This window comes from Lachnospiraceae bacterium oral taxon 096, assembly GCA_018141845.1.
Classification (GTDB): domain Bacteria; phylum Bacillota; class Clostridia; order Lachnospirales; family Lachnospiraceae; genus F0428.
Map to the genome: position 1 here is coordinate 35,866 of CP073340.1, position 25,711 is coordinate 61,576.

The 25,711-nt window shown below is 35.9% G+C and carries 20 protein-coding genes and 10 pseudogenes; 5 read left to right on the top strand and 25 right to left on the bottom strand.

Going from position 1 to position 25,711, the window contains the following annotated elements:
- Positions 1-97 precede the first annotated feature (97 nt).
- The 9 genes and pseudogenes from J5A74_00135 to J5A74_00175 all read right to left on the bottom strand — a co-directional run bounded on the left by J5A74_00135 (position 98) and on the right by J5A74_00175 (position 5,624).
- Positions 98-1,693, bottom strand: a pseudogene (locus J5A74_00135) (transposase).
- Between the two features lie 58 nt (positions 1,694-1,751).
- A complete protein-coding gene (locus J5A74_00140; GenBank protein QUI96764.1) occupies positions 1,752-1,859 on the bottom strand; it encodes an IS3 family transposase in 108 nt (35 codons plus the stop codon).
- Positions 1,850-2,149 carry a transposase family protein gene (locus J5A74_00145; GenBank protein QUI95838.1) on the bottom strand — a complete coding sequence of 100 codons (300 nt, stop codon included), beginning with the start codon at positions 2,147-2,149 and terminating at the stop codon, positions 1,850-1,852. Before J5A74_00145 ends, J5A74_00140 begins: the two co-directional genes overlap by 10 nt.
- 1 nt (position 2,150) lies before the next feature.
- Positions 2,151-2,621 carry an IS3 family transposase gene (locus J5A74_00150; GenBank protein QUI95839.1) on the bottom strand — a complete coding sequence of 157 codons (471 nt, stop codon included), beginning with the start codon at positions 2,619-2,621 and terminating at the stop codon, positions 2,151-2,153.
- Positions 2,552-3,117 (bottom strand): annotated as a pseudogene (locus tag J5A74_00155) (helix-turn-helix domain-containing protein). The gene J5A74_00150 and the pseudogene J5A74_00155 overlap by 70 nt, the downstream one beginning before the upstream one ends.
- A gap of 47 nt (positions 3,118-3,164) precedes the next feature.
- Positions 3,165-3,371, bottom strand: a pseudogene (locus J5A74_00160) (hypothetical protein).
- A 49-nt stretch (positions 3,372-3,420) separates the two neighbouring features.
- On the bottom strand, positions 3,421-3,954 hold the full coding sequence (locus J5A74_00165; protein ID QUI95840.1) for a hypothetical protein: 534 nt from the start codon (positions 3,952-3,954) through the stop codon (positions 3,421-3,423).
- Positions 3,954-5,116 (bottom strand): annotated as a pseudogene (locus J5A74_00170) (HNH endonuclease). The gene J5A74_00165 and the pseudogene J5A74_00170 overlap by 1 nt, the downstream one beginning before the upstream one ends.
- A 58-nt stretch (positions 5,117-5,174) precedes the next feature.
- On the bottom strand, positions 5,175-5,624 hold the full coding sequence (locus J5A74_00175; protein ID QUI95841.1) for a hypothetical protein: 450 nt from the start codon (positions 5,622-5,624) through the stop codon (positions 5,175-5,177).
- A gap of 91 nt (positions 5,625-5,715) precedes the next feature.
- Between J5A74_00175 and J5A74_00180 the strand changes: the two are divergent.
- Positions 5,716-6,874 (top strand): annotated as a pseudogene (locus tag J5A74_00180) (IS3 family transposase).
- 33 nt (positions 6,875-6,907) lie between these two features.
- On the opposite strand, the gene J5A74_00185 reads toward J5A74_00180, so the two are convergent.
- The 5 genes and pseudogenes from J5A74_00185 to J5A74_00205 form a co-directional block, all read right to left on the bottom strand.
- Positions 6,908-7,225 (bottom strand): hypothetical protein, encoded by a 318-nt coding sequence (locus tag J5A74_00185; GenBank protein QUI95842.1) that lies wholly within the window; start codon positions 7,223-7,225, stop codon positions 6,908-6,910.
- A gap of 306 nt (positions 7,226-7,531) precedes the next feature.
- Positions 7,532-7,980: pseudogene (locus tag J5A74_00190) on the bottom strand (hypothetical protein).
- Entirely contained in the window at positions 7,941-8,138 is a 198-nt protein-coding gene (locus J5A74_00195; protein ID QUI96899.1) for a hypothetical protein, read from the bottom strand. The pseudogene J5A74_00190 and the gene J5A74_00195 overlap by 40 nt, the downstream one beginning before the upstream one ends.
- A 146-nt stretch (positions 8,139-8,284) precedes the next feature.
- Positions 8,285-8,605 (bottom strand): annotated as a pseudogene (locus J5A74_00200) (hypothetical protein).
- Positions 8,606-8,691: 86 nt separating this feature from the next.
- Positions 8,692-9,850, bottom strand: a pseudogene (locus tag J5A74_00205) (IS3 family transposase).
- A gap of 122 nt (positions 9,851-9,972) precedes the next feature.
- Here J5A74_00205 and J5A74_00210 point away from each other — a divergent pair.
- Both J5A74_00210 and J5A74_00215 read left to right on the top strand, forming a co-directional pair.
- Positions 9,973-10,944, top strand: a complete 972-nt coding sequence (locus J5A74_00210) for a hypothetical protein (GenBank protein QUI95843.1) — start codon at positions 9,973-9,975, stop codon at positions 10,942-10,944.
- Between the two features lie 12 nt (positions 10,945-10,956).
- Positions 10,957-11,982 carry a hypothetical protein gene (locus J5A74_00215; GenBank protein ID QUI95844.1) on the top strand — a complete coding sequence of 342 codons (1,026 nt, stop codon included), beginning with the start codon at positions 10,957-10,959 and terminating at the stop codon, positions 11,980-11,982.
- 42 nt (positions 11,983-12,024) lie between these two features.
- Here the strand turns inward: J5A74_00215 and purB are convergent.
- The 4 genes and pseudogenes from purB to J5A74_00235 form a co-directional block, all read right to left on the bottom strand.
- Positions 12,025-13,313, bottom strand: a pseudogene (purB, locus tag J5A74_00220) (adenylosuccinate lyase).
- Between the two features lie 6 nt (positions 13,314-13,319).
- Complete coding sequence (locus tag J5A74_00225; protein QUI95845.1) at positions 13,320-14,819, bottom strand: hypothetical protein; 1,500 nt, start codon at positions 14,817-14,819, stop codon at positions 13,320-13,322.
- A 9-nt stretch (positions 14,820-14,828) separates the two neighbouring features.
- Positions 14,829-15,728, bottom strand: a complete 900-nt coding sequence (purD, locus tag J5A74_00230) for a phosphoribosylamine--glycine ligase (protein QUI95846.1) — start codon at positions 15,726-15,728, stop codon at positions 14,829-14,831.
- Positions 15,729-15,981: 253 nt separating this feature from the next.
- On the bottom strand, positions 15,982-16,491 hold the full coding sequence (locus J5A74_00235; GenBank protein QUI95847.1) for an HXXEE domain-containing protein: 510 nt from the start codon (positions 16,489-16,491) through the stop codon (positions 15,982-15,984).
- 166 nt (positions 16,492-16,657) lie between these two features.
- On the opposite strand from J5A74_00235, the gene J5A74_00240 reads away from it, so the two are divergent.
- Together J5A74_00240 and J5A74_00245 are read left to right on the top strand one after the other, a co-directional pair.
- Positions 16,658-17,200 carry a TetR/AcrR family transcriptional regulator gene (locus J5A74_00240; GenBank protein QUI95848.1) on the top strand — a complete coding sequence of 181 codons (543 nt, stop codon included), beginning with the start codon at positions 16,658-16,660 and terminating at the stop codon, positions 17,198-17,200.
- A gap of 208 nt (positions 17,201-17,408) precedes the next feature.
- A pseudogene (locus J5A74_00245) lies at positions 17,409-18,665 on the top strand (ISL3 family transposase).
- A 42-nt stretch (positions 18,666-18,707) separates the two neighbouring features.
- On the opposite strand, the gene J5A74_00250 reads toward J5A74_00245, so the two are convergent.
- From J5A74_00250 to J5A74_00280, 7 genes are all read right to left on the bottom strand, one after another.
- The gene (locus J5A74_00250; protein ID QUI95849.1) at positions 18,708-18,887 is read right to left on the bottom strand and encodes a xylan 1,4-beta-xylosidase; all 180 of its coding nucleotides are present in this window, start codon (positions 18,885-18,887) and stop codon (positions 18,708-18,710) included.
- A 64-nt stretch (positions 18,888-18,951) separates the two neighbouring features.
- The gene (locus tag J5A74_00255; GenBank protein QUI95850.1) at positions 18,952-20,361 is read right to left on the bottom strand and encodes an ATP-binding cassette domain-containing protein; all 1,410 of its coding nucleotides are present in this window, start codon (positions 20,359-20,361) and stop codon (positions 18,952-18,954) included.
- Positions 20,349-21,041 (bottom strand): energy-coupling factor transporter transmembrane protein EcfT, encoded by a 693-nt coding sequence (locus J5A74_00260; protein ID QUI95851.1) that lies wholly within the window; start codon positions 21,039-21,041, stop codon positions 20,349-20,351. Before J5A74_00260 ends, J5A74_00255 begins: the two co-directional genes overlap by 13 nt.
- Positions 21,041-21,622: an MptD family putative ECF transporter S component gene (locus J5A74_00265; protein ID QUI95852.1), complete on the bottom strand. Its 582-nt coding sequence runs from the start codon at positions 21,620-21,622 to the stop codon at positions 21,041-21,043. The genes J5A74_00260 and J5A74_00265 overlap by 1 nt, the downstream gene beginning before the upstream one ends.
- 9 nt (positions 21,623-21,631) lie before the next feature.
- Complete coding sequence (locus J5A74_00270) at positions 21,632-23,353, bottom strand: ABC transporter ATP-binding protein (GenBank protein ID QUI95853.1); 1,722 nt, start codon at positions 23,351-23,353, stop codon at positions 21,632-21,634.
- A complete protein-coding gene (locus J5A74_00275) occupies positions 23,337-25,091 on the bottom strand; it encodes an ABC transporter ATP-binding protein (GenBank protein ID QUI95854.1) in 1,755 nt (584 codons plus the stop codon). Before J5A74_00275 ends, J5A74_00270 begins: the two co-directional genes overlap by 17 nt.
- Positions 25,078-25,686, bottom strand: coding sequence for a TetR/AcrR family transcriptional regulator (locus tag J5A74_00280; protein ID QUI95855.1), 609 nt, complete (start codon positions 25,684-25,686; stop codon positions 25,078-25,080). The genes J5A74_00275 and J5A74_00280 overlap by 14 nt, the downstream gene beginning before the upstream one ends.
- Between the last annotated feature and the right edge of the window lie 25 nt (positions 25,687-25,711).

The window sequence follows — 25,711 nt, forward strand, 5'->3', positions numbered from 1 at the left end:
CTATGTTCTCCATTTTTGCAATTATTGTGTATAAATGACTGAAATCATACGCAAAAAAGCACACTTCCCCTGCCCCATAGAAATTCTTTTTTTGAATCTATGCGGCAGTTCTGTTTCTTGTCTTTTTTTTCTGATATTTATATAAATTATGGCCTATCGCCACGAGTAAAACTTCCAGTTTGACTGAATGAATACCTCTTCGGACAATTCTCTTGTACCAACGGTCGTTTTTCATAATTCTGAAAGTGCCTTCTGCTTGTATCGAACGGTTCATTCGTAATAACGCACCGTGGATACTTTCCAGGTTTTCGATTACTTCCTGATGCATGGAAGTTAGTTCCTGATTGATCTGAACGGTTCGATTCTTATCTGTCTTCTTACATTTCTTTGCATACGGACATCCGCTACAGTCTTCGCATTCATACAGTTCTTCCTTGAGCCTGTACTGATTTCCCCTCACATTTTTTCTGTATAAAAAAACGGAATGCTTTATCGTTAGGACATCTCATGACTCCTTGCTCATCAATTCTGAAATTAACTGCATGAAATGGATCTTCATGATATTTCCGATCCTTAGTTTCCTTTTTAAACATTGGAAATTTCATATACTTTTCAATTCCGTTCTGTTCACAGAAAATATAATTGTTGTATGAGGCATATCCGGCATCTGCCACAGGATATTTGGGATAGAATCCATAAGTTTGTTTGAAGTGCTCCATCAAAGGAACGAAGCAATCCATATCCGAACGATACCGGTTCACGTCAACAACTGTAATATATTCATCTGCTACACCAATCTGTACATTATATGCCGGCAGAAGCTGATCATTGCCCATGTAATCCGTTTTGATACGCATAAAGGTAGCGGAGGTATCTGTTTTAGAGTAACTGTTTCTGTCAGGACCACAGATTTCCATTTTTTGTATGTATTCTTGAAGTTTCTGACAGAAAGTAGTCAAGTGTTCATAATGACGCTGTTCTTTGGATTTTCGCTTTCCGCTTCCGTAAACAAATGTACTGGTATCCAGTTCCCATAAAAGTACCAGCTGCTCAACGATTTCATTCAGATAATCCGGTACATACTCCGGGTTTGTTGTGATCTGCACCCCACTCCATGCGATTTCTGTATTAATTTCCTCAATCTCCGTAGTGATTTTTTCGTAAAGCTTGTAACGGAACTTTTCGGTAGCCTTCTTCCATACCCAGGTATACTTGTTTGCGTTTGCTTCAAACTTGGAGCCGTCGATGTAGAGATGTTGAAGATCTACATACTCCTCGTTAAAGATAGCATGATTGATGTCGTTAAAAATGTTCTCAATCTTATCTTGAAGTATCTCATTGATGAAATATCCAAAGGTTCTGTATGACGGAGTTCAGTGATCCATGAGATACATGAACCTGATATTAACCTTGCAGTTGTCTTCCAGTTTTCTCAGAGAGCAGTAACCGCTAGTCATAAATCCGAAAAGTACTGTTTTTAACATGTTGACCGGATGATATCTGCGTCGTCTGGTTGTGTACTCCGGAATATCCGTCAGATACTTGTTTAAATCGATTCCTCCTATCAATCTGTCAAATGTTAAAACAGGATCCAGCAGATCCAAACAATCTGAAAAAACAGTGGTAAATATCCTTGTTTTGAATTACAATAAGTATTGTGTAAAGTTTTTTCATTGCAAGTTAATTTTACCACAAAAATAGGACCTTTCGCATGATGATATGTACCCAGAATCCTGGACACATGTTATGAACTAAGCGGAACACATGGATGTTATCCTGTACTTTACAGATGGCATCCATTTTGTTTTCCGTTGTATTCTTTCATTGTTGTAATAATTTATGTATTCATCTAGTATGATTCATATTCTTTTTCGTAGCCGTAGTACATTTCATTCTTTAGACGTCCAAAGAATATTTCTATAATGCAATTGTCTATGCAATTGCCACGCCTAGACATTGATTGGATAATTCCTCTGTTTTTTAGTTCTTGACGATAATAGTTATGTTGATATTGCCATCCTTGATCTGAATGAAATATTAATCCTGTAAGTGATTTGAACTTTTTAAACGCCGTCTCTAACATCCTCTTGATTTGATTTAGGTTTGGACTCATCGATAAATCATATGAAATAACTTCATTTGTGTACATGTCAATTATCGGAGATAAGATAACACTTTCCCCATGAAAAGTTAAACTGAGATACATCAGTTGTCCACTTCTGAAGTGGTGCTGTCGCTGTAAAGTCCCTATCTATTATGTTTGGTGCTACTTTGCCTACTTCGCCCTTGAATGAATGATATTTCTCTTTAGGCCTTTTGCCTTGCAATCCAAGTGAATGCATGATACGTTGTACTCTTTTGTGATTAACAATATTTCCACATCTTAAGAGTTCTCTATACACTCTTCTTACACCATATCTGCCTTTATGCTGATCAAATATTTTCTTGATTTCTTCAGTGAGTTCAGCATTTCTAAAGCCTACAGTATCAACTTTACTGATTTCGTAGTAGTAAGTTGATTTAGGCATATTTAAACCTTTTAATAGGTGCTTTAATTGGTATCCTTCTTCTCTGAGTGCTTTGATGATTGCTGCTTTTTCGCCTTGAGTTGCGCAGCCCATCTTTCTTGTCTCAAGGCGATCCTTTTTTTACCACTTCAATCTCAGCTTTCATTGCCGCAATTTCTGCTCTTAGTCTGATTAACTCTTCGCGTTCTGATTCAGTTAAAGGCTTGGGCTCAATCGTTTTCTTTTTCATATCAGGGTTCTTGCTCTTGCGACCTTTCTTTTTATTCACAAGACCATTGTAACCTAATTTTTTGTATTTGCGAACCCACATATATAGCATTCCATCGCTGATACCCGCAGAAATAGCAACTGAATTGTTGGATTGTCCTGCTAATACTTTAGCAACTAATTCATATTTCGCTTCAGGGGTCCACACTTTGTTATTACCTAAGTGCTTTAAAGCGTCTGGTCCATTTTGTTCTTCGATACGAACCCAGTATCGAATCATTTTACGAAATCTTGTTATTTTTATCCCTTCTGGTGTTTCAGGCCAGATTCCTTGTCGATATAACTCGATACACTCTAACTTATACTCATGACTGTAACGCATGAAAAATACCCTCCTTACTGGGTGTCCAGTAAAGAGGGTACATATCATCCGGACAGTTCATCTATATAAAATCCCTTTTCGTCCATCAACCAAAACATCTCTTCATCTCGAGAAACAAAAATATCTGTTGTTTCATCTTCATTATCAATGACAATATATGGATCTTCCCAAAACGTAACACTTTCTTTTATTTTTTCTATAAAAGCATCCTTGCTTTTATCTGTATATAAGATGTAGTCGATACCTGTAATCATTTTTCACCTGCTTATTCTAAACTTGTGACTGTCCCATTATTTAAATACACTAACTTATTACTCTAAACATCAACATTTCATCAATGCCTACTATTTCTATATCGCAACTACCTCTTCCATAAATAGTCACTTCCAGATGATAGAATATCAAACAATGTTTTATATACTGGAGTATTAGTGGTGACTTGCGCTTATATCCATATTTGTTTAGTAATTCTCTAAAACCTATGCATACAAATTTGATTCCGCCATATAATATTTTTATACGACAACTTTTAAAGAAAATATCAAAATCAGAAAAATAACCGCTTAACTGATCTAATTGCAATGTTCTGTCCGAATGCTTCAAATCCCTCTGTATGGCAACAAGTTCTTCATCAATTGCATCCTTATCCAATATATAATGACTCCATTGATATATATCCAGCAGAAATTTTCTCTTATTATCTCTGTACTGTTTGGAAAGTAAGCTCTTTTCATTTTCCCATATTGAATCAAGAATTTTACTTTCTTCTCTACAACCAAGTTTTAAATCCTGTAAGATAAATGCAATATCGATTGCCGAATAAAACAATCCATACATTATTTATCACTCTTCCTTGCATTACAACTGCAGCAAAGAATCTGTAAATTCTCCACAACAGATTTACCGCCATTATTCATAGCAATAATATGGTCTACTTGGAAAGGAACTCTGGATCTGTCTGTAAATCCACAGCAGGCACAACGATAATTACCGACTTCATCAGTATACTTTTTAAAAGTTTCATCTCTTAAATATTTTTCATAATCAGGATCAATCTCACGAATTCTATGGAGCGGTAAATTTTCCAGCTTCTTGACTCCATCAACCATAGTTGGTCCTTCTTTCCAACCATCTATACCTGGATTTGCTAATTTCATCAACTCAATATCAAGCTGCTTTAAAAAATATATTTTTCTGCCAAAGAACAAGCTAAGCATATTGTCGTCACCGGAATTCCATAGCTCATCAATGTATTCAGCCTTTTTACGTACCCCCATATCTTCATCCCAAATATGCCTTGCAATCTTTGATATATCCAGCTTATTTCTATCCACCTCTTCAAATGTATAGAATCTTGGTGCTTCCTCATATTGTGCATAGTATTTTATGATATTTATAACATCTCTGCTCTCATATGGCGGAATCATTTCACCACAGAAGAATGAATCCCTGCACTGTTCCTCCATTTCATCAAGCTGTTCTTTTGTCAGATACTCCTCTGTTACATCAAATGACTTGAACAACGAAGGAAGTGACTCCATAAGATTCTTATAAGCTTCCTGTGTGCTGTCATATACCATTACCTGATGTGAATGGTCTATTCTGTTTTCTTCCAGATAATTAAATGCGTACATTCCTATAGGAATTCTTTTTTCAAAAGCAACTCTTTCCAAATCTATTGTATCTACCGAATTATCAAGTATTCTTGCAAACTCCTCAATCTTTGAGATTGCAATCAGTTGAATATCTCTTTTGATGCACTCGGAATCATCACTATCCTGAAATTCATTATCTCCTGCAAATAAACTTTCCGGATTTACCCATGCAATATGCTCATTCCAATGATCTATAAATGAAACAATATATGCACTTGATTACCACCCGCTGCCATTCCTCGCAATGCTCTACCAACCATCTGTGTCATCAAAATAGATGAAACTGTAGGTCTTGCCAAAAATACTGTTTTTGTCTTTAGTAAATCAACACCCTCAGATATAACTATTATTTTAATACAAAATAACGGTGTACCTTGGTTAGGTCGAAAAGTGGGTGTAAATCTATTTAATGACAGAATTATGAATATCCGTCAAAGCGCGTACTGTTTCAAACATTCCTCTATTTTCATAATACTCTATCGCCTGCTTATACATGCCATTTTCATCCACAATAGTATCTTTGTGTTGATCAAATGATTTATCATACAAATCTTTTATCAACTCATAATCATTGAGTGTTTGTATTTTTTGAACATAAAATTTATGTGTTCTATAGCAATTATCATCTTCCCCATACCCTATCTGTGCATCCTCAATCCTTCTTCCATAAGAATCAACGAAACAAATGTTAAGTAAACTATCTCCAAAATGCTCCATTCCATTTCTCATCACTAATGAAAATACTACTTCATATTTAATAACATAGTATGTTCCCTGAGGATGCGAGTCTGTGTATATATCATTTCTATTGTACTGTTTAAAATCCTTACTGTCGCTTATATTAAATCCCATGTATAATGGTATCGTAATTTAAGACACTTCAAGAGACATTTCTTAATGAATCTGATATACTGTAAACACTACAGAAAGAAGGATTTTTATTATGTCTCGAACAAGAAGAAATTTCTCCGCCAAATTCAAATCAGAATTAGTGATTGAACTGCTCAAAGGAGAAAAAGACTTAAATACAATCGCAACCGAAAACAATATTCAGCCAAATCTTCTCCGCAACTGGAAGAAGGAGTTCCTCGATAAAGCATCCGTGGTTTTTGATGACACACGAGAGGATAATCTGAAAGAAAAACTCGCTTTAGAGCGCAAGGAAAAAGCTGAATATGCGAAAAAAGTTGGCCAGCTCACCATGCAGGTGGATTGGTTGAAAAAAAAATCTGAAGAAACACTTGGACCTGACTACGAGAGTAAATTTAGTCCAAAACCTTTTGAAGACTAAAGAACTTCCAGTTAAAACAGGAGCTGCGCTTCTTGATATCAACCGTACCAGTGTGTATTACAAGGGCACGCCCATATCTCAGGAGGAGTTAGATTGCAAATCGATCATAGATCGATTACACACAGATAACCCGGCCTGGGGAGCACGACAGCTGTCTGCTCAGCTGAAGAAGCGTGGGCATCAGGTTGGCCGCCGGAAAACGCGCCGTTATATGAATGAAATGGGGATGGATCCAATCTATCCAAAAATGAACCTTTCTAAACGTATGCAACAGGCTAAAGTCTGCCCGTATCTGCTACGAAACGCCGTTATCGACCGTCCTAATCAGGCATGGTCAATCGACATTACATACATCCCCATCAAGCACGGATTCCTGTATCTGACCGCTGTGATCGACTGGTACAGCCGCTGTATTGTTGGCTGGGAAGTCGATGATACTCTAGATACCAGAATGGTCATAACTGCGTTAAAAAAGGCGTTTATGGTAGCAAAACCTATTATCCTGAATTCGGATCAGGGCTGTCAGTTTACAAGCAATGAGTACATGAATTTCCTCAAAGAGAACCAGATCCGTCAAAGCATGGATGGTAAAAGCCGCTGGGCTGATAATATCATGATTGAACGATGGTTCCGGAGCTTCAAGTACGAGGAAGCATATCTGACCCAATACAACAATATCCGAGAAGCAAGGAAGGCTATTGGGAAATATGTGCATACATACAACTTTGAACGTTGTCATTCAGCACTCAATAATCAGACACCGGCATCCTGCTATTATCCAATCCTGTTACTGGATGATCATGCAGCCTGAGGGGGGAGTTTCTCCCCTACCCAGTTACATATATCAGTTCATTATAAAATGCTTAGATTTTTGTCTAGACAACTGAACCACTATAATGTAGCCGTTTAAATTACAATATGAAGTGACTTTAAGTTCACGTTTTCTTTCATAATGTTGCTTTATAGTTAAATTCACAAAATATTCACGACTTATATCATTATCAATTACATAGCATGTATCAGCTACATATACATACATTTCAGTAAAATCTTCATTAACACTAAAATTATATTTTACAAATACTTCATTACCAAGCTCAGGTAGTAATTTGTTAAAATCTTTTATATCCTCCGTTAATCTTACCTTGTGTTTATAATTCATTTAATTTAAGTCCTCCAAAAATAACTATTCCATAAATCTCTTTTCGCAGCGTTCTCTAATATCATTGAGCCATTCGCCCTTTTACTTGAAATAATGTGAGCCAGCAACTCCCCACTTAGTATTCGAGAGTTTTGTTGCCAATGCAGAAAGGGATCATACCTTTCCTTCGTACTGAACTTGCTTGTCAACAACAACACATACTTCTCCTGAAAACTCAGATGCAGTATTGTAGAACTCTATCTCTTCACCCTGCTAGATGTTACACATGGAAAATCTGAATGGTGCCTTAATCTCTCTAATAGAAGCCTAAATCATAGCCTTCAGCTCGCTCAAATTTGTATCCTTCTTGGCCATATCTACAAAGAAAACATGTACTTTTGTACCATCCCCACTATCAAAGTGCAGTGGTTCGTGCATCTCTTCTGTCTTAGGGTATAGTACCCATACTTCTGGCACCATATCTCCCTCGGTATACTTTTTAGAATATGCATACATCTGATACATATCACTTGAGCTTATTCCATAGTTTTTACTTCGATCAGGAATAAGGCGTTTCCATTTCGTATCCAATACAACTGTTACATCTCCTCTCCTAATGACAATATCTGGTCGTAGTCTGAAGATGTTTTTTTCTTTTCTTCATGGCCCTCCTGGAATAAGAAATATCCCTTATCCTGAGCAGATACCTTCCAACCATCTGGTGAGAAGATTTTTTTCATCTGTCGCGCCACATAGCTTTCATATACTTTTTCCATCGAAAAAAGTCTTCTTTATTAATCTTATCAAGTGCTTCCATAGCCTTTTTTTGATGCTCATAAGGGCTTCTTATATTTGTTCCGTTCTTAGGTAAAATATCACCGAAAGATTTCACTTCCACAAAAGTTTTTAAATCATTTACAGAGCCTGTTTCCATTCCCATTACCTCCATTATAAATTTATTAATTTAATCTTATTTATATATTAATTGACATACCTATCATACTTTATATATCTGAATTTCTCAACTGTAAACCTATACGTAATATGATATATATCCGGTATGTTTTAACAATGATGCTCCTACTCCGGCATCTCCAAAATATCCTCTATCTCTACTCCCTCACTTAATACAATAGTTTTATTATATCCCTCATCACATAATAAAACTTCCTTTTCATAAGGGAAGTAGCTTCTGAGCCATTTTATAAACTCTGCATAATCATAGAGCCTGTTCTTTGAGTTAAAGTAATTTATCATGAATACACTTCTATCCCTTAGCATCCAAAGTTCAAACTCATACTCATCCTCGTAGTCTTCCCAACAAATATTGTACCGACAGTCCTCATCATCCTTTACCGAAATACCGACTTTAGGAAATCTTTGTTTAATGTCATTATTAAACTATAGTGGTTCAGTTGTCTAGACAAAAATCTAAGCATTTTATAATGAACTGATATATGTAACTGGGTAGGGGAGAAACTCCCCCCTCAGGCTGCATGATCATCCAGTAACAGGATTGGATAATAGCAGGATGCCGGTGTCTGATTATTGAGTGCTGAATGACAACGTTCAAAGTTGTATGTATGCACATATTTCCCAATAGCCTTCCTTGCTTCTCGGATATTGTTGTATTGGGTCAGATATGCTTCCTCGTACTTGAAGCTCCGGAACCATCGTTCAATCATGATATTATCAGCCCAGCGGCTTTTACCATCCATGCTTTGACGGATCTGGTTCTCTTTGAGGAAATTCATGTACTCATTGCTTGTAAACTGACAGCCCTGATCCGAATTCAGGATAATAGGTTTTGCTACCATAAACGCCTTTTTTAACGCAGTTATGACCATTCTGGTATCTAGAGTATCATCGACTTCCCAGCCAACAATACAGCGGCTGTACCAGTCGATCACAGCGGTCAGATACAGGAATCCGTGCTTGATGGGGATGTATGTAATGTCGATTGACCATGCCTGATTAGGACGGTCGATAACGGCGTTTCGTAGCAGATACGGGCAGACTTTAGCCTGTTGCATACGTTTAGAAAGGTTCATTTTTGGATAGATTGGATCCATCCCCATTTCATTCATATAACGGCGCGTTTTCCGGCGGCCAACCTGATGCCCACGCTTCTTCAGCTGAGCAGACAGCTGTCGTGCTCCCCAGGCCGGGTTATCTGTGTGTAATCGATCTATGATCGATTTGCAATCTAACTCCTCCTGAGATATGGGCGTGCCCTTGTAATACACACTGGTACGGTTGATATCAAGAAGCGCAGCTCCTGTTTTAACTGGAAGTTCTTTAGTCTTCAAAAGGTTTTGGACTAAATTTACTCTCGTAGTCAGGTCCAAGTGTTTCTTCAGATTTTTTTTTCAACCAATCCACCTGCATGGTGAGCTGGCCAACTTTTTTCGCATATTCAGCTTTTTCCTTGCGCTCTAAAGCGAGTTTTTCTTTCAGATTATCCTCTCGTGTGTCATCAAAAACCACGGATGCTTTATCGAGGAACTCCTTCTTCCAGTTGCGGAGAAGATTTGGCTGAATATTGTTTTCGGTTGCGATTGTATTTAAGTCTTTTTCTCCTTTGAGCAGTTCAATCACTAATTCTGATTTGAATTTGGCGGAGAAATTTCTTCTTGTTCGAGACATAATAAAAATCCTTCTTTCTGTAGTGTTTACAGTATATCAGATTCATTAAGAAATGTCTCTTGAAGTGTCTTAAATTACGATACCATTATATAGCGCTCGGTATTCTTATATTGGTGCTTCTTATGTTTACAGTTTATATGTATGTAAAACTTGTAATAGCTGTGAGAACAAATACTGAAGTTCCAAATTGGATGTACAAGATTGGACAGGTATTTAAAAGTAAAATCAATATCAATTACGAGGATTTTACAGAACCTGCAGCATTGTGGGATACCAATTTTTTTATCCTTTGTTTTATTTTAGCCAATATTTTTTTCTATTTTGTAATGTATTATCAAACACAAAATTACAATAAAGCATTTTATATATGTGTAGGCTTGCAGGTAGTAGTTGTTTTGATAGCAATGCTATTCTACTTTATAGTAAAACTGATTTTATTTTTTGTATCTCATATATTGGGAATTTACAGGCCACTCTACTCACCGACAAACGCTGTAATGGCAGGTATATTTGTTACTGCACTTGTATATACTCTATGGATGCTTAGAGTGGGACTTCCTGAAAGACCTGTAAATATACAAATAGATAACAGCACTGTGGTTATAGGCAAAACAAAAGCCTCCTCTCTTTTAGCAGACGTCTTTACCTTTTACGGTAAAGATGCAGACAGTGAAATTGTAAATAAACGAAACAGCCAACTTCACTACGGTGAACTTGTAGAGTTGCTTCGTGACGGAAAATCTTATGGATTTATGAGTATTACTCCTACATTTAAAAATTCTGATAAACTCGAAAACTGTACCATAACATATTATGAAATAACGGGTGACAGTGAGGTTTTATCTCAGGTAAAATTTAATGACACAGCTCTATCAGGATTAAGTATTCAAGATTTTGAAGACAGCGATCTGGCTGATATCTTTTCACTAAAGCCTTATAATTATCATCAGTATAAACGCAGTCCTTTGTATACCTTAAAACTGCAAACTGTAGGGTACTCACTGTGGAAAAGTTATAGCATTGAGGCGGATTTTTTTGAAAACAACTCAGTACACCATTATGGTGTCAGGGCACAGCATACTATTTGGGAATAATGGGGGAATAAAATGGGATTTACTGTATTCGCATTAATTTTTGGTCTTTTGGTTTTACTATGCTTTATATTAACAATCTATATGTTTTTTAGGCTGGTAATTGCAGTAGCTGCCGGTAAGGATGTTCCAAAACGGATGTACAATATCGGACAGGGCTTTCAAGGTAGAATACATATAGACTATGATGATATTACCGAATCTGAGGCACTAAAAGCTGCATTATTATTTTTCTTCGTGTATGTTTTAGCAAATATCTCCTGCATAGGCATTATGTTTTACATGACAAATAATTTTACCTTGTCACTTTATAGATGTTTAAGATTTCAGCTTGGACTTGCAGTAATAAGCTTGGTATTTTATCATCTCATTCAGCTTATTTCAGAACTTATAAGCAATCATAAAAATAAAATATTTCGACTCTACTCAGCTTCAAATGCTGTTATAGCCGGACTGTTTATTTCACTTTTTACTCTTACTCTCTTTGTATCTATGATAGGTTTTCCCGAAAAGCCGGTCGTAGTACAAATAGATAAAAGCAATATAATTGTCGGCGAAACAAAGGCATCCACTCTTTTGTCTGACGGCTTTTACTTCTCGGAAAAGTCTGCAGACAGCGAAATAGTAAACAATCGTAATGACCACTTTTATTATGGTGAACTTTTGGAAATATTTCGTGATGATAAATCCTACGGTTTTGTAAGTGTTACTCCTACATTAAAAGATAGCGATAAACTAAAAAACTGTACAATAACTTATTACAGGATTCCGGCAAACAGTGAAGCTTTATCAGAAGTTAAATTTAATAATACCGACCTGTCTAAACTGAGTATAGATGACTTTAGAGAAAGAGATTTGACGGATATTTTTTCACTACATCCGATTGAATATGAAGAAGTAAAGAATGATATTTCATTTACTCTTAAAATTCAGCCATCCGACTATGTTATATGGAAAAGATACAGTGTGGAAGCTGATTTCGATTCACTTTATAAACCTGATAAATATGGTGTAAGAGCACAGCATACAATATGGGAATAGACATAAAAACTGTAGTAGAAGCTATACTTCCGCTACAGTTTTTTAATCCCCAAGTCCAATTCGTTCGAAGATTTCATTAACACATTTAGTGTAGTAAGCTGGGTTGAAGATTTCGTCAATTTCTTCTTGAGTGAGGCGATAGGTTACCTCTGGATCTGCTTCAAGAAGTGGTTTAAAGTCTACTTGATTATCCCATGATTGATCTGTCTTCAGTTGAACAAGGTCGTAAGCTTGCTCATGCGTCATGCCTTTTTCAATCAAAGTCAGCATAGCATGTTGACTAAAGATAAGACCAAATGTAGAGTTCATATTGCGTTTCATGTTTTCCGGGAAGACTGTCAAGTTCTTAACGATATTTCCAAAAAGGTTGAGCATGTAGTCAATCAAGATGGTTGTATCTGGTGTGATGATCCGCTCAGCTGATGAGTGAGAGATATCCCGTTCATACCAAAGTGACACACTGTTACCATATGACCACGGATGACACGAGCAAGACCTTTCATGTTTTCAGAACCGATAGGGTTCCGTTTGTGAGACATTGCTGAAGATCCTTTTTGACCTTTGGCAAAAAACTCTTCCACTTTACGTTGTTCTGATTTTTGAAGACCACAAATCTCCGTTGCCATACGCTCGATAGAAGTTGCGATGCTGGCAAGAACCGCAAAATACTCAGCATGAAGGTCACGAGGAAGCACCTGTGTAGAAATTTCTTGGGCACGGATACCCAATTTGTCGCAGACATATTTTTCAACGAATGGTGGGATGTTGGCAAAGTTACCAACCGCACCAGAAATCTTCCCAGCTTCCACACCAGCAGCTGCGTGCTCGAAACGCTCAATGTTACGTTTCATTTCGCTGTACCAAGTTGCCAATTTAAGCCCAAATGTTGTAGGCTCAGCATGCACACCGTGGGTACGACCCATCATGATTGTGAACTTGTGTACTTTCGCCTTATATGCCACGATTTTAGTAAAGTTTGCAAGGTTCTTACGGATAATTTCATTGGCTTGTTTGTAGAGGTAACCATAGTCAGTATCTACCACGTTAGTAGACGTCAAGCCATAGTGAACCCTCTTGCGCTCTTCACCAAGCGTCTCAGAAACAGCATGTGTGAAGGCCACTACATTATGACAAGTTTGCTGCTCAATTTCCAAAATACGGTCAATGTCAAAGTCCGCTTTCTCGCGAATCAAAGCTACATCTTCCTTAGGGATTTCCCCCAATTCAACCCATGCCTAGTAAGCCAAGATTTCCACAACAATCCAAGCACGGTATTTATTTTCTTCACTCCAAATGTTCGCCATCTTAGGGCGAGAGTAACGGTTGATCATGGTTAATTATTTTTCCTTTTCTTTTTTTGTATTAGTAATCGCCTCAAACAAATTTTCAATCTCATTAATTTTCAGGTTAAATGCCTCTTTTTTAAAAAGACAATATAAATAAGGTTTATTAGAAACGAACTTATTTGTGCAACCACTTGAAATAATCTCCCAATTTACTTTTTCAAAATCCATAAAAATTTGTATACCATCATTACTATTAATAATGCCCTCGACTTTAGGTGTTTTTAAGCTTTTGAAATCATCTTTAGTATGCTGAGTATTGTACTTGGGTTTCAAATATGTTATCAATGCAATTTCAGCCAAATCAACATACTCTTTTGGTTCAATATTATCATTCAATAATTTTTTTAGCTGCTTTGTAGCTTCTGATCCATATTGACTTATAAATAAATTTCCTTTTGGTCTCATATACAAAAACAGTAAAGCTACTTCTTTATTTGAAGGGACTGTAGATATTATTCTTTGAAGCTTTTCATGCCCCTCTCCTATCCTATCAAAAACATTTCGATTCCCGTCTTTCCCAAATGCCTGACCAATATAAAGATTTTCTAAAGCAAGTGTTTTAAAATCTTCATTTTCTATATAATCTAGGAATTTCTTATTTCCCAAAATGTCCCAAAGACGAATATTTAACAATTCAAATTCTAGTGAATCGTTTTTCTCTGATCTTTTTACAGTATAAATTCTATTATACACTTGCTCTAAATGTATATTAATATAGAAACTTCTTATCAACTCCTCTTCATTTTTTAGTAATACCTCTTCTTGACTTTGAATAAAAGCGCTAATGATTTTTTCTTGTATTTGAACATTGATATCTTTCTTATTAATTAATAATTTTAAAAATTCTGTTAGCAAACTAACACCAAATTTCCCACGCTCTGGGCAATATTTCATATTCTCTACAATTGAATATGTTGATTTAAACACTAATTCTTTATCTTGCTCTCGTATTTCTATATCATTATTAACATTGGAGAAACTATTAATAATGTAATTAACGTCACTCCAATTTTCAACATTATTAATGATTTGAACAAATTTTCTACCACAAGCAAACCAACTTTCGCAAAGTAACTCTTTTATAGCGTATTCAACATCAAGCTTATCATTCATAATAACAGTAAAATACTCTTTTAGGTCACCCGCAGCATAAATTACCAATTCTCTTTCTGAAGTTTCAACTCTTATATCACTGTCAACAATTTTTGATAATTCAAAAACATCTTTCTGATAAATTGTATTTTTTAACAGATATTCTCCAATATTCAATTTTGTATGAGTATTTTGAGTAATATTTTTTATCTCTACCGTAGTATTTGAACCATCCATCTTGCCGAATTCATACTTATCTATTAAATTAAAGCTATATAAAAATAATGGCAATTTATCCGATTCCCTAGATTGTAACTCATCAAAATATTCATAAAACTCCCTTACAGTTATGAGTTTTGTTCCAGTCATTATAATTTCTAAATATTTTATATTTTCCATAGCAATCCTCTAAAATTCATCCACACCATCCGGCGCATCACTAAACAAAGTCACATGCCCCATCTTGCGGTTGTGCTTTGCTTCTAGTTTACCATATAAGTGGAGGTGGGCGCTTGGATTTTCTGTCACATATGTTTCAGCCGCCTCGACATGTTGAACGAGTACATTGAGCATAACAGCTGGCACATGGAGGTGGATTACTGGAAGTGGCGCATAAGCCCCCATCCCACCAGTGTTAGGGCCCTTGTCACCATCATAAGCACGCTTGTGATCCTGAGCCATTGGCATGACGTAGAACCTGTCGCCATTGACAAAGGCAAAAAGTGAAAATTCCTCCCCGTCCAGGAATTCCTCAATGACCACACGCGCACCTGAGTCCTCGAATTTATTGTCCAAAAGCATCTCGTGAGCTGCTTCTACTGCTTGCTCAACTGTCTCCTCAACGACGACACCTTTCCCAAGGGCCAAGCCATCTGTCTTGACGACGATTGTAGCTCCTTGTTCCTCGATGTAAGCCTTGGTTTCCTCGAAATCTGAAAATGTGCCATAGGCTGCTGTCGGAACGTCGTATTTAACCATGATTTCCTTAGCAAAATCCTTAGACCACTCAAGCTCAGCCGCAGCCTTAGTCGGACCAAAAGCCTTGATACCAGCTGCATTGAAATCATCCACGATTCCAGCTGCAAGGGCATCATCCGGACCTATAAAAGTCCAAGCAATATCATTCGCTTTTGCGAAGTCAATCAACTTAGAATGTTCGGAAATAGAGATATTTACCAAATCAAGTCCATCCAAGGTCATCCCGTCATTCCCAGGAGCCACGAAAACTTGCTCAACGTCTTTAGACTCCAACAACTTTTTGGCAATCGCATGCTCACGACCACCTGAGCCGACAACTAACAGTTTCATCTCTTAACCTCTTTTGCGAATTATTTACTAACATTATATCATAAATGTTCGTTTTAATCTTGTTTCGTTAAGCTTTTTTAAGCAAAAAAGGAAAGAAACTGTTTTCTTCCCTTTACTTTTTAATGTCTAAAATGTCTAACTCCTGTAAAGACCATAGTCAAACCATGTTTATCAGCCACTTCGATTGACTCTTGGCTGCTCATTAACCAGTTATATCAGAAAGGTTAAAAAGTAGCTCTCATTTAATCGTTTTTCATTTCGCGTATTTTTCTAGATGTGTTTGAATTTTTGGCATGATGAGATGCATGATTTTAAGATTCGTAAAAGCTATTACCATGGCCAATAAAAGATAGACAACGACTGATAACAAAGAAATGTCAGAAGTCCAATAGTGTGAAATAATCATTAGAACCATTGGCCATTCTAGGGTTACCGTGACGACTCCAGGAACATAGCCCCTAAATTGCAGACACATGATATAATGGATTATGAAATGAGCTGTATAAGCTATTACAAAAGATAAATAGAATAAACTGTTGTCAGTTATTTGGCAGAATCCAGAAATAAACACCAGAATGATAAATTCCTCGAACACACCTACTGCAAAAGCGGAACCTTGCGTAACGGAACCAAAGAACGGTTTCTTAAAAGTTTCTAACTTTTGATGATGCCGTGTTTTCCACAAGGGCATAAAAATTATTTCTTCAAAATCATGTAAAATAAATAAAATAGGCAGCATCCAAACATTAAAAAGAATGCTCATATCTTTACCTCCTTAATAACAACTAACAATTGTACAATGTTAAGAATAAATGATAATCATATATCACTCGCAACACTTTTAGTATAATGATAAACTGTTAAAAAACAAGAGGTTAAGAGAAATTGGCACAGTTTGACCAAAAGTGTGACAGGAAAGGAAAAATACCATGGAATATCAAACGCAGCAATGGCTGGAAGAAGCCTTGTTCGATTTATTAGCAACTAAGAAGTCTCTCCAAAATATCAGCATTGCTGAACTCAGCGAGCATGCTCAGATTGCTAGACGAACGTTTTATCGTTATTACCATTCAAAAGAGGAAGTTCTTACGAATTATTTAGACCGCTTAATCCAAGACTATATTATCGAACTTCAAACAGAAAAACTGACTAATTTTGAAGATTTAGTGAACCTTTTCTTTCAGTATTGGAGCCAGTACACTGAGCCATTAAAAATTTTGCAAGACGCAAACTTACTCGTGCTTATCTTGCAAAGGTCTTATGATAGGCTTCCTACTGCTTATACCACTGTCATGGCACCTTGGCACATCACAAATAGTGATCAAAGACAAATCACTTATGATAGTAGATTCATTACCGGCGGTCTCTACAATATTTTTGATGAATGGTTAAAAGGAGATTATAAAGCCATGCCTGTTAACGAGCTAGTCACAACAACTTTAAACACCATAAAACGTATAAAAAATAGTTAAGTGAGAAACTGAGTTTTTCGAGATTAGTCATAAACAGCTCTAACAAATCATTTTAATAATTTCTAACACTAAAACGCTTATTGTTTGGCTCTATAATATTTGTAGTGGGTAAATCCCCTATAGATATTATGGAGCCTATTTTGTTGTAGAAAAAAGCCCCATATAATCTATAATGAAAAGCAACCAAACCATCATTAGAAAGATTCATATGGAACTATTACATTCTATCACAAAACTTCTTGACATTAAAGACCCTAATATCCAAATTATAGATATCATCAATAAGGATACACACAAAGAAATCATCGCTAAACTGGATTATGAGGCTCCATATTGTCCCGATTACGAAAGCCAAATGAAGAAATATGACTTTCAAAAACCTTCTAAGATTCCTTACCTCGAAACGACTGGTATGCCTACTGGAATCCTTTTGAAAAAGCGTCGTTTTAAGTGCTATCATTGCTCGAAAATGGCGGTCGCCGAGACCTCTCTCGTCAAGAAAAATCACCAAATCCCTCGTATCATCAAGCAAAAGATTGCTCAAAAGTTGATTGAAACGACTTCTATGACTGATATTGCTCATCAACTTTCTATTTCAACATCAACTGTTATTCGTAAGCTCAATGACTTTCACTTTGAGCATGATTTTTCGCGTCTTCCTGAGATTATGTCCTGGGATGAGTATGCCTTTACAAAGGGACAGATGAGTTTTATTGCGCAAGATTTTGACAAACTCAATATCATCACTGTTCTTGAGGGTAGAACACAAGCTCTCATTCGTTATCACTCTCTTAAATATGATAGAGCCGTCCGATGTCGAGTGAAAATCATTACTATGGATATGTTTAGTCCTTACTATGACTTAGCGAGGCAACTTTTTCCGAATGCAAAAATTGTACTTGATTGCTTTCACATTGTAAAACACTTAAGCCGGGCTATGAGTCGTGTGCGTGTTCAAATCATGAATCAACTTGATCGAAAGTCTCATGAATACAAGGCTATCAAGCGCTACTGGAAGCTCATCCAACAGGATAGTCGTAAACTGAGTGATAAGAGATTTTATCGCCCTACTTTTCGTATGCATTTAACCAATAAATAGATTCTTTATAAACTATTAAGCTATTCAGAAAACTTGAAAGACCACTATAATCTCTATCAACTCTTGCTTTTCCACTTTCAGAATAAGGAGCCCGAAAAATTCTTTGGACTCATTGAGGACAATATAAGGCAGGTTCATCCTCTTTTACAGACTGTCTTTAAAACCTTTCTAAAGAACAAAGAGAAGATTGTCAACGCTCTTCAATTACCCTATTCTAACGCCAAATTGGAAGCGACGAATAATCTCATCAAACTTATCAAACGAAATGCCTTTGGTTTTCGGAACTTTGACAACTTTAAGAAACGAATTTTCATCGCTCTGAACACCAAAAAAGAAAGGACCAAATTTGTCCTTTCTCGAGCTTAGCTTTTCTTCAACCCACTACAGTTGACAAAGAGCCGTTTTTATTTATAATTCTTCTTTACCATTGTATGTGATTACAGGCTTTCCGTCTTTATCCAGTAAAGCTGTCAGACCTCCTGCATATCCGTTTGCCTTAAACAAATAGTTTACACCTGTCTCCGTATCAACCCAAACTTCAAGTATTTCTAATACTCCCTGCCTGTAAACTTTCTTGAAACGATCCATAAAGCATCCTCCAATGTTTTCTTTGATTATATCATATATTAAACTACAGTTTTTAAAGTTTTGTTTAATAATAAATGATTCTATTACTTTCATTTTTGGATGCCGGGATCTTAAATTCCTCAAGGCAAAGTATACTGTCTGCGGTTTCATTCAAAAATTCATTGTCATGGGAAACAATAAATATAATATTATCTTTAGTACTCATCTCCTTTATCATCTTTGAAATTCTTATCATATTTTTATAATCCATACCGCTTGTGGGCTCATCAAAAAATATAAATCTTGAGTTTTTGCATAGAACTGAAGCAATGGCCACTCTTTGTTTTTGTCCACCTGAAAGGCTCATAGGATGTCGGTCCTTTAATTCTGTAAGTTCAAGACCAAATAGGACATTATCTAATCTATCCTGTGACAAATCCTTAACCCCAAGTTTTATTTCTTCCTCTACAGAATCTGTGAAAAGCTGATGATTTACATCCTGCATAACCAATGATGAATTTTTCAGTCTGTCTTTTTTGTTTAGGATTTTCCCGTTAAATGTTATCTCACTCTTTCCCTTACCATCAAGGCCTGTCATTACCCTCAGAAATGTGGATTTACCGCAGCCGTTTTTTCCGGTAATACCGTAAATATTTCCAAGACCAAATGAAATATCTTCTATCTTTAACCCCGAACCGTCTTTAAAGTTGTACTCGAGTTTTTTAATATTTAAATCATTTCCAAACAACTTACTTTGTTCTTTCAATACTGTTTTTATCGCAGAGCGAAGTCCAAGTTGTCTTTCAGAGTTTAAAAGTTCATCTTTTGTAAGCTCCTTAAAAAGCTCTCCCTTTCTGACGAGAATAATTCGATCTGCCAAATCCGTCAAATAATAGATTCTATGCTCTGCAATGATAAGTGTAATTCCCTTATTCTTTAGTATCTGCAGCATTTCCTTTAATATATCAATATATTTATCATCCAGATTTGATGAAGGTTCATCAAGTACTATTATCTTACAACCTGAAATATAGCAGGCCGCCACACAAAGTATCTGTTTTTCGCCACCTGAAAGATCAAATATGCTACGTCCGAGCAAATGCTTTATAGGAAAGAGCTTTAGCATATCTTCCATACGACTTTCCATTTCTTTTCTATCAAGACCTATGTTTTCAAGATAAAATAACAGTTCAAGTGTTGTATCCACATTAAAAAAATGTGTCTTTGGGTTTTGGAAAACGCTGGATATCATCAGAGATATTTCATAAAGCTCCATTCCCTTTAAGTCTTTATTGTCAACCTTTATGCTACCGCTAAATTTGGCATTTTCATATTCAAAGGCAAGTCCATTTATAGAATTTATAATAGAAGATTTTCCGCTTCCGCTCTCTCCGGTAAGAAGTACACATTCACCGTCCGCTACGATTAAGTTGATATCATCAAGTACTTTTTTATCCTGTTCGTAAAACAGTGACAGATTCTCTAACGTAAGCATATAAGACCTCCCACCACTATAATTGTCATTGTGAAAGCATAAATAAAATCGATCAAATGAATTTTTACTTTTATGTACCTTGTTTTCTTTACAGGATTTGCAATGCATTTTGTTTCCGCAGCCTTTGCAATATCATCTGCAATATTTGATGAAATAATAAGCAATGGTACTGCAATATATTCAAGGTATTTAACAGGATTTTTTGTTTCTATTCCCCTTATTCTCATTGCCATCATAATGTTATTTTTCTCCTCGGCAAATGAAGGGAAGAACCTGAACATTACGGCTATAGGTACAGAAACTTCCTTCGGTATTTTTAAAGCATCCATTGATGAGATAATACTTCCGACATCAGATGTTTTTATCATAAATTCACCTGCTGCAAATGGAAGATAGAACATACGAAATATAGCCGGTAATGAAAGCATCATCATTATAAATATGTGAAGCTTCGCCAAAGCACTAAAACTCGGTACAAAGAACAATACACCAAATACCAGTATATTTTTTATTGCTTCTCTTCTAAATCCATTAATAAGGTACATAATAGATATCACTAATACAGCAGCTATTTCCAAATAGTGATTTATAGAATGTACTACAGTAAACCCAAGTAACACTACAACAAAAAACTTGGTTATAGGATTTGGATTTAGTCTTTTGTCATTGATGTAATACATCAAACTATACCTGCCTTTATAAAATGCTTTTTCAGTAATATTCTTCCGATATTTGCTCCTATAAGTCCTCCGATTATAGCACCAAGATAAACCAATGCCATATGCTGATAAGTAATAAGTTTTATCAAAATATCTACATACTCCTTGCCCATCATCATAGATAACTCAATGTATTTCTCCCTTGCCCATAACATTTGCATAAGTGAACCGCAAATCCAAGTATTAAATATTGCGAATGAAAGCATATTGTATTTAAATGAATTATAATGACCGATTCTTCTTATCAACTCGGCTATAATCATTACTGCAAATGCATGAAGTACAATTACATAGGTATGGCCTCCCACAAGCATAATAAGAGGTGACAGCATTCCGAAAATAAACAATGCCCAAGGTTTTTGTACTTTAGCCATAAATAACATAACAACAGTTCCGCTAACAATTCCCAGTATTGTAGGATATATCAGGAATAAAATCGGAATAACTCCAATCATTCCAACGGCAAAAGTAACTACAAAATATATAACAGCAAATACACCTATAGTCACCAGATCCTTTATTTTCAGCTTTTTCTCTTTCATATCTTCCCCCTAATAATTAAATGCTTCCGCTAATTTTGTCTTTTCAATCAAGTTTTTATATACCTTTGAATCTTTTATAAGATCATCATGGTTTCCTGATGTCTCAACAACTCCCTCATCTATTACCACAATCTTATTCACATTTTCTATTGATTTTAATCTGTGAGAGATAATAATAACCGTTTTGTCCTTGATAAGCTTATTTAAACTGTCCTGTATCTTCTTTTCATTGTCCACATCAAGGCTTGCCGATATCTCATCCAATATCAAAACAGGTGCATCCTTTAGAAATGCTCTTGCAATAGAAATCCTCTGTCTTTCTCCACCTGATAATTCAGCACCGTTTTCTCCAATCAGAGTATTAAATCCATCCGGCAATTTTTCGATAAAGTCCGTACAGTTTGCAAGCACTGCCGCTTCCTTTACTTCCTCATCTGTTGCACTCTCCCTGCCCAAACGAATATTTTCCATAATGCTTGTATTAAACAAGGTCACATCCTGAAACACTATTGAGACATTCTTAAACAATGATTCTGTAGATATATTTTTGATATCCTTTCCGTCTATTAAGATACTTCCGGTATCATAGTCATACAGCCTTGATATAAGTCTTAGTACGGAAGTTTTACCGGAACCCGATATACCTACCAAAGCTGTAACCTCACCCTGCTTTGCCGTAAAACTCACATCTTTTAATACCTTTGCATCTTTATTATAAGCAAATGAAACGTTTTTAAATTCTATATCGTAGCTTGAAAGGTCTGTATCTTTACCCTCTTGAAGCGCTGCATTTTTTATCTCCTTTATTCTTACAATTGCAGGTTCAATATAGGACATTTCGGTCATTCCTTCCCTTGAAACATCAAAAAGTTCTTTAACCTTTATTGCTCCTATCAGGTATCCTATCAGATATAAGAGGCTGATCTCATTGTGAATAAGTAACTGTATTCCGACAGCCAATACTACCGCAAGGCTTATATATGAAAGTGATGAAGAAATTCCCACAGCCAACATCGGAAGAACCTCTACTTTAAGATGAATCCTCTCGCTCTCCTCCATCTTTTTATACAGGTTTTTCTTCACCTTGTCGGCTTGATTAAAGCTGCTTATCTCCTGTTGTAACTCTATTGTTTCTTGAAAAAGCTCTGAATTATCTCTTAGCACATTAAAGTACCTGCTGTATTCTGAAACTTCCTTCTGTTTTGCCAAAGGATTGATCATAAAACTTAAAAGAGTGGGAATAATTGCTGCAAGTCCAAGCTTCCAGTTTCCAATAAGCATAATAAGTCCCATCAGAGGAAAGAATAACCACATAGCCACAACCTTTGGTATAGAATGGCTCATAGAATGCTCTACCCTTTCCACATCGGACATTATCGTTTGTGAAAGGTCGGAGAGATCGTGCTTTGAAAAATAAGCCAGCGGAAGCTGTGCCAGATTCTCTGCTATTCCCTTTCTCAAATTTGCCGATTCTTTATAGGTGGAATTATAAAGGCTTACATATTCTTCTGATAATAAAGTATACATAAAAACAAGAGTAAGTATTGCCATAACAATATACTGCAAGGTGCTTGATACATTTCCCAAGACCAACTGATTAATAAGTCCCATTAAAATCATCATAGGACCAAGGTTGATACAATATGTCAAAAAACAATATATCGTTGCTTTTGTGAGATTTTTTGCCCCCTGTTCTGAGAGAGCATATCTTTTCTTATAGTAGTTTTTCATTTGACACCCTCCAATCATTTGCAGTTTCGTAAAGACTGAGGAGTCTGCTGTATAACCCTCCGGTTTTTACCAATGAATCATTATCTCCTCGCTCTATTACATTTCCCTTTTCCAAAACTATTATTTCATCTACATTTCTGATACTTGTCATCCTATGGGCAATCATTATAACAGTCTTATCCTGCATTAAATTTTTAAATGCTCTTTGTAATTCATATTCATTATCCGCATCAATTGCCGCACTCGCTTCATCCATAATTACAATAGGTGAATTTTTCAAAATAGCCCTTGCAATAGCGATTCTTTGTTTTTCACCTCCTGAAAGATACACCCCCTTTGAACCTATAATTGTATTTTCCCTGTCTTTAAACTTTTCAATAATTTCATCACAACCTGCAAGACTGAGAGCCTTCATTACTTTATCTCTACCTGCATTTTCATCAGCCAATGCTACATTATCATATATAGATTTTTTAAACAGTTTGCTGTCTTGGAATACAAACGAGATATTCCTTATGATTGCCTCCTTTGTATATTCCGAAAGAGGATATCCACCTATTTTTATTGCCCCCTTATCAACCTTATAAAATCCTGACAGAAGTTTTGCAACAGTTGACTTTCCTGAACCTGAATGCCCTACTAAGGCATAAGTTTTTTTCTCTTCTAATGAAAATGATAAGTTTTCCAGAACCTTTTTATCCCCATATGAAAAGCTCACATTTTCAAATTCAATATTGAAATTGTCAAAATGATCTCTGTTTCCATATGTGAGTTTATCCTCCTGCATCTTTTCATATAATTCTTCCAAACTGTCAATGGCAAAATTTGCATTATAGATATTCATGCTTGCCCACATTATTTTCATAAAAGAGACCATTATTACACCGCTTAAGAAAAATATCATAATAAGCTCTACAGCCATAAATTTAGGATCTTTTATACCGGTCAAAAAGAAGCTGAGCGGAATACTTATAATGGCAATCAATCCTAAAAATATCAGCTGATATATGACATATGGTGTTTTACAAGACAGAGAATAATCATAAGCGTATTTTGAATACTCCATAATAGAATCATGTAATGCCTTAAAAGATCTAAGTTTTGAACCGAATATCTTTATTACCTGTATGCCTCTGATATACTCCACAGTTTCAGAACTCAGTTTGTCAAGTGAAGTCTGATAAAGCTTCATAAAATCTTTATTGCCCATCATTCCCATCAATATAAGTCCGCTTATAACTGATAAAACTATAATAACGATTCCGACTCTAAGACTTATGGCAAATGCCAGTATAAATGCAAAAATCGGTACCAAAAATGCCTGTGAATTATCCGGCAACATATGAGCTACCGCCATATGTGTCTTTGCCGCATTGTCATCTATAGTTTTTCTTATATATCCTGAGGAATGTAGATCAAAAAATCGAAAGCTTGCATCTGTAAGTCCTTCAATTCCTCTTTTTCGTAGATTTGTTTCAAGTCTAAATGCCAGCTTATGTGAAACAATGCCGGATACCAAATACATTACTGCACTTATAGTTAAACAGATAACTATCCTTGTAGAATAATATCCTGCATTTTCATAATTTCCCTTTACTACCGCTTCTTTTAGAAGTAAAAACATGTAATAATATCCATAAACCACCAGGAATGCCGAAATACTTGATACTATGATTGTCATATATCCGATATATTTTTCATTCGGCACATATCTGAATAATTTCTTATAAACTCCCATCCATTTTCTCCTTTACTTGTTCAAATAAGTAAGTAAATATTGCTTCCAAATGCTGTCTGTTCTTTTTGAAATTTTCTCTTGCATCCAGTACATCCGAAGCCAGTATCAGAGCATTCATAAAATCGGTAACAAACTGAAAAATTTGAGGATCAAGCAACCATCCTGAGTCATTACTCCATATCTCTTTAAATCTTTCCTTTGTCTGTTCTTGAAGCTCTTCCATAATATTATTCAGTTCGGGATTTCTTTTTTTCTCTATCAAAAACTCAACATAAAGAGGCGTTAAAGGATTGTTGTCTATGACTTTATCAACCAACTGTTTTGCCATAAACTTAATCTCACCACCCTTTTCACATTCAACCAAATGCTCCTTAATGATATTGTTTCTGTAATCAATCCCGCTTATCATAATGTCTTTAAAGATTTCTGTTACGTTCCCATAGTAGTGATACACTCCTCCTTTTGATAAAGTTGTTCCCGCGATGATATCTTCCATAGTTGCCTTTCCTAAGCCCTTTGCGGCAATTACTTTTGTGGCTGAATTCATAATTTCTTTTTTTCTTTCAGCCTCACTAAGCCTCTTCGCAGCAGCCATATAGTACCTCCTCTTTACCGACGTT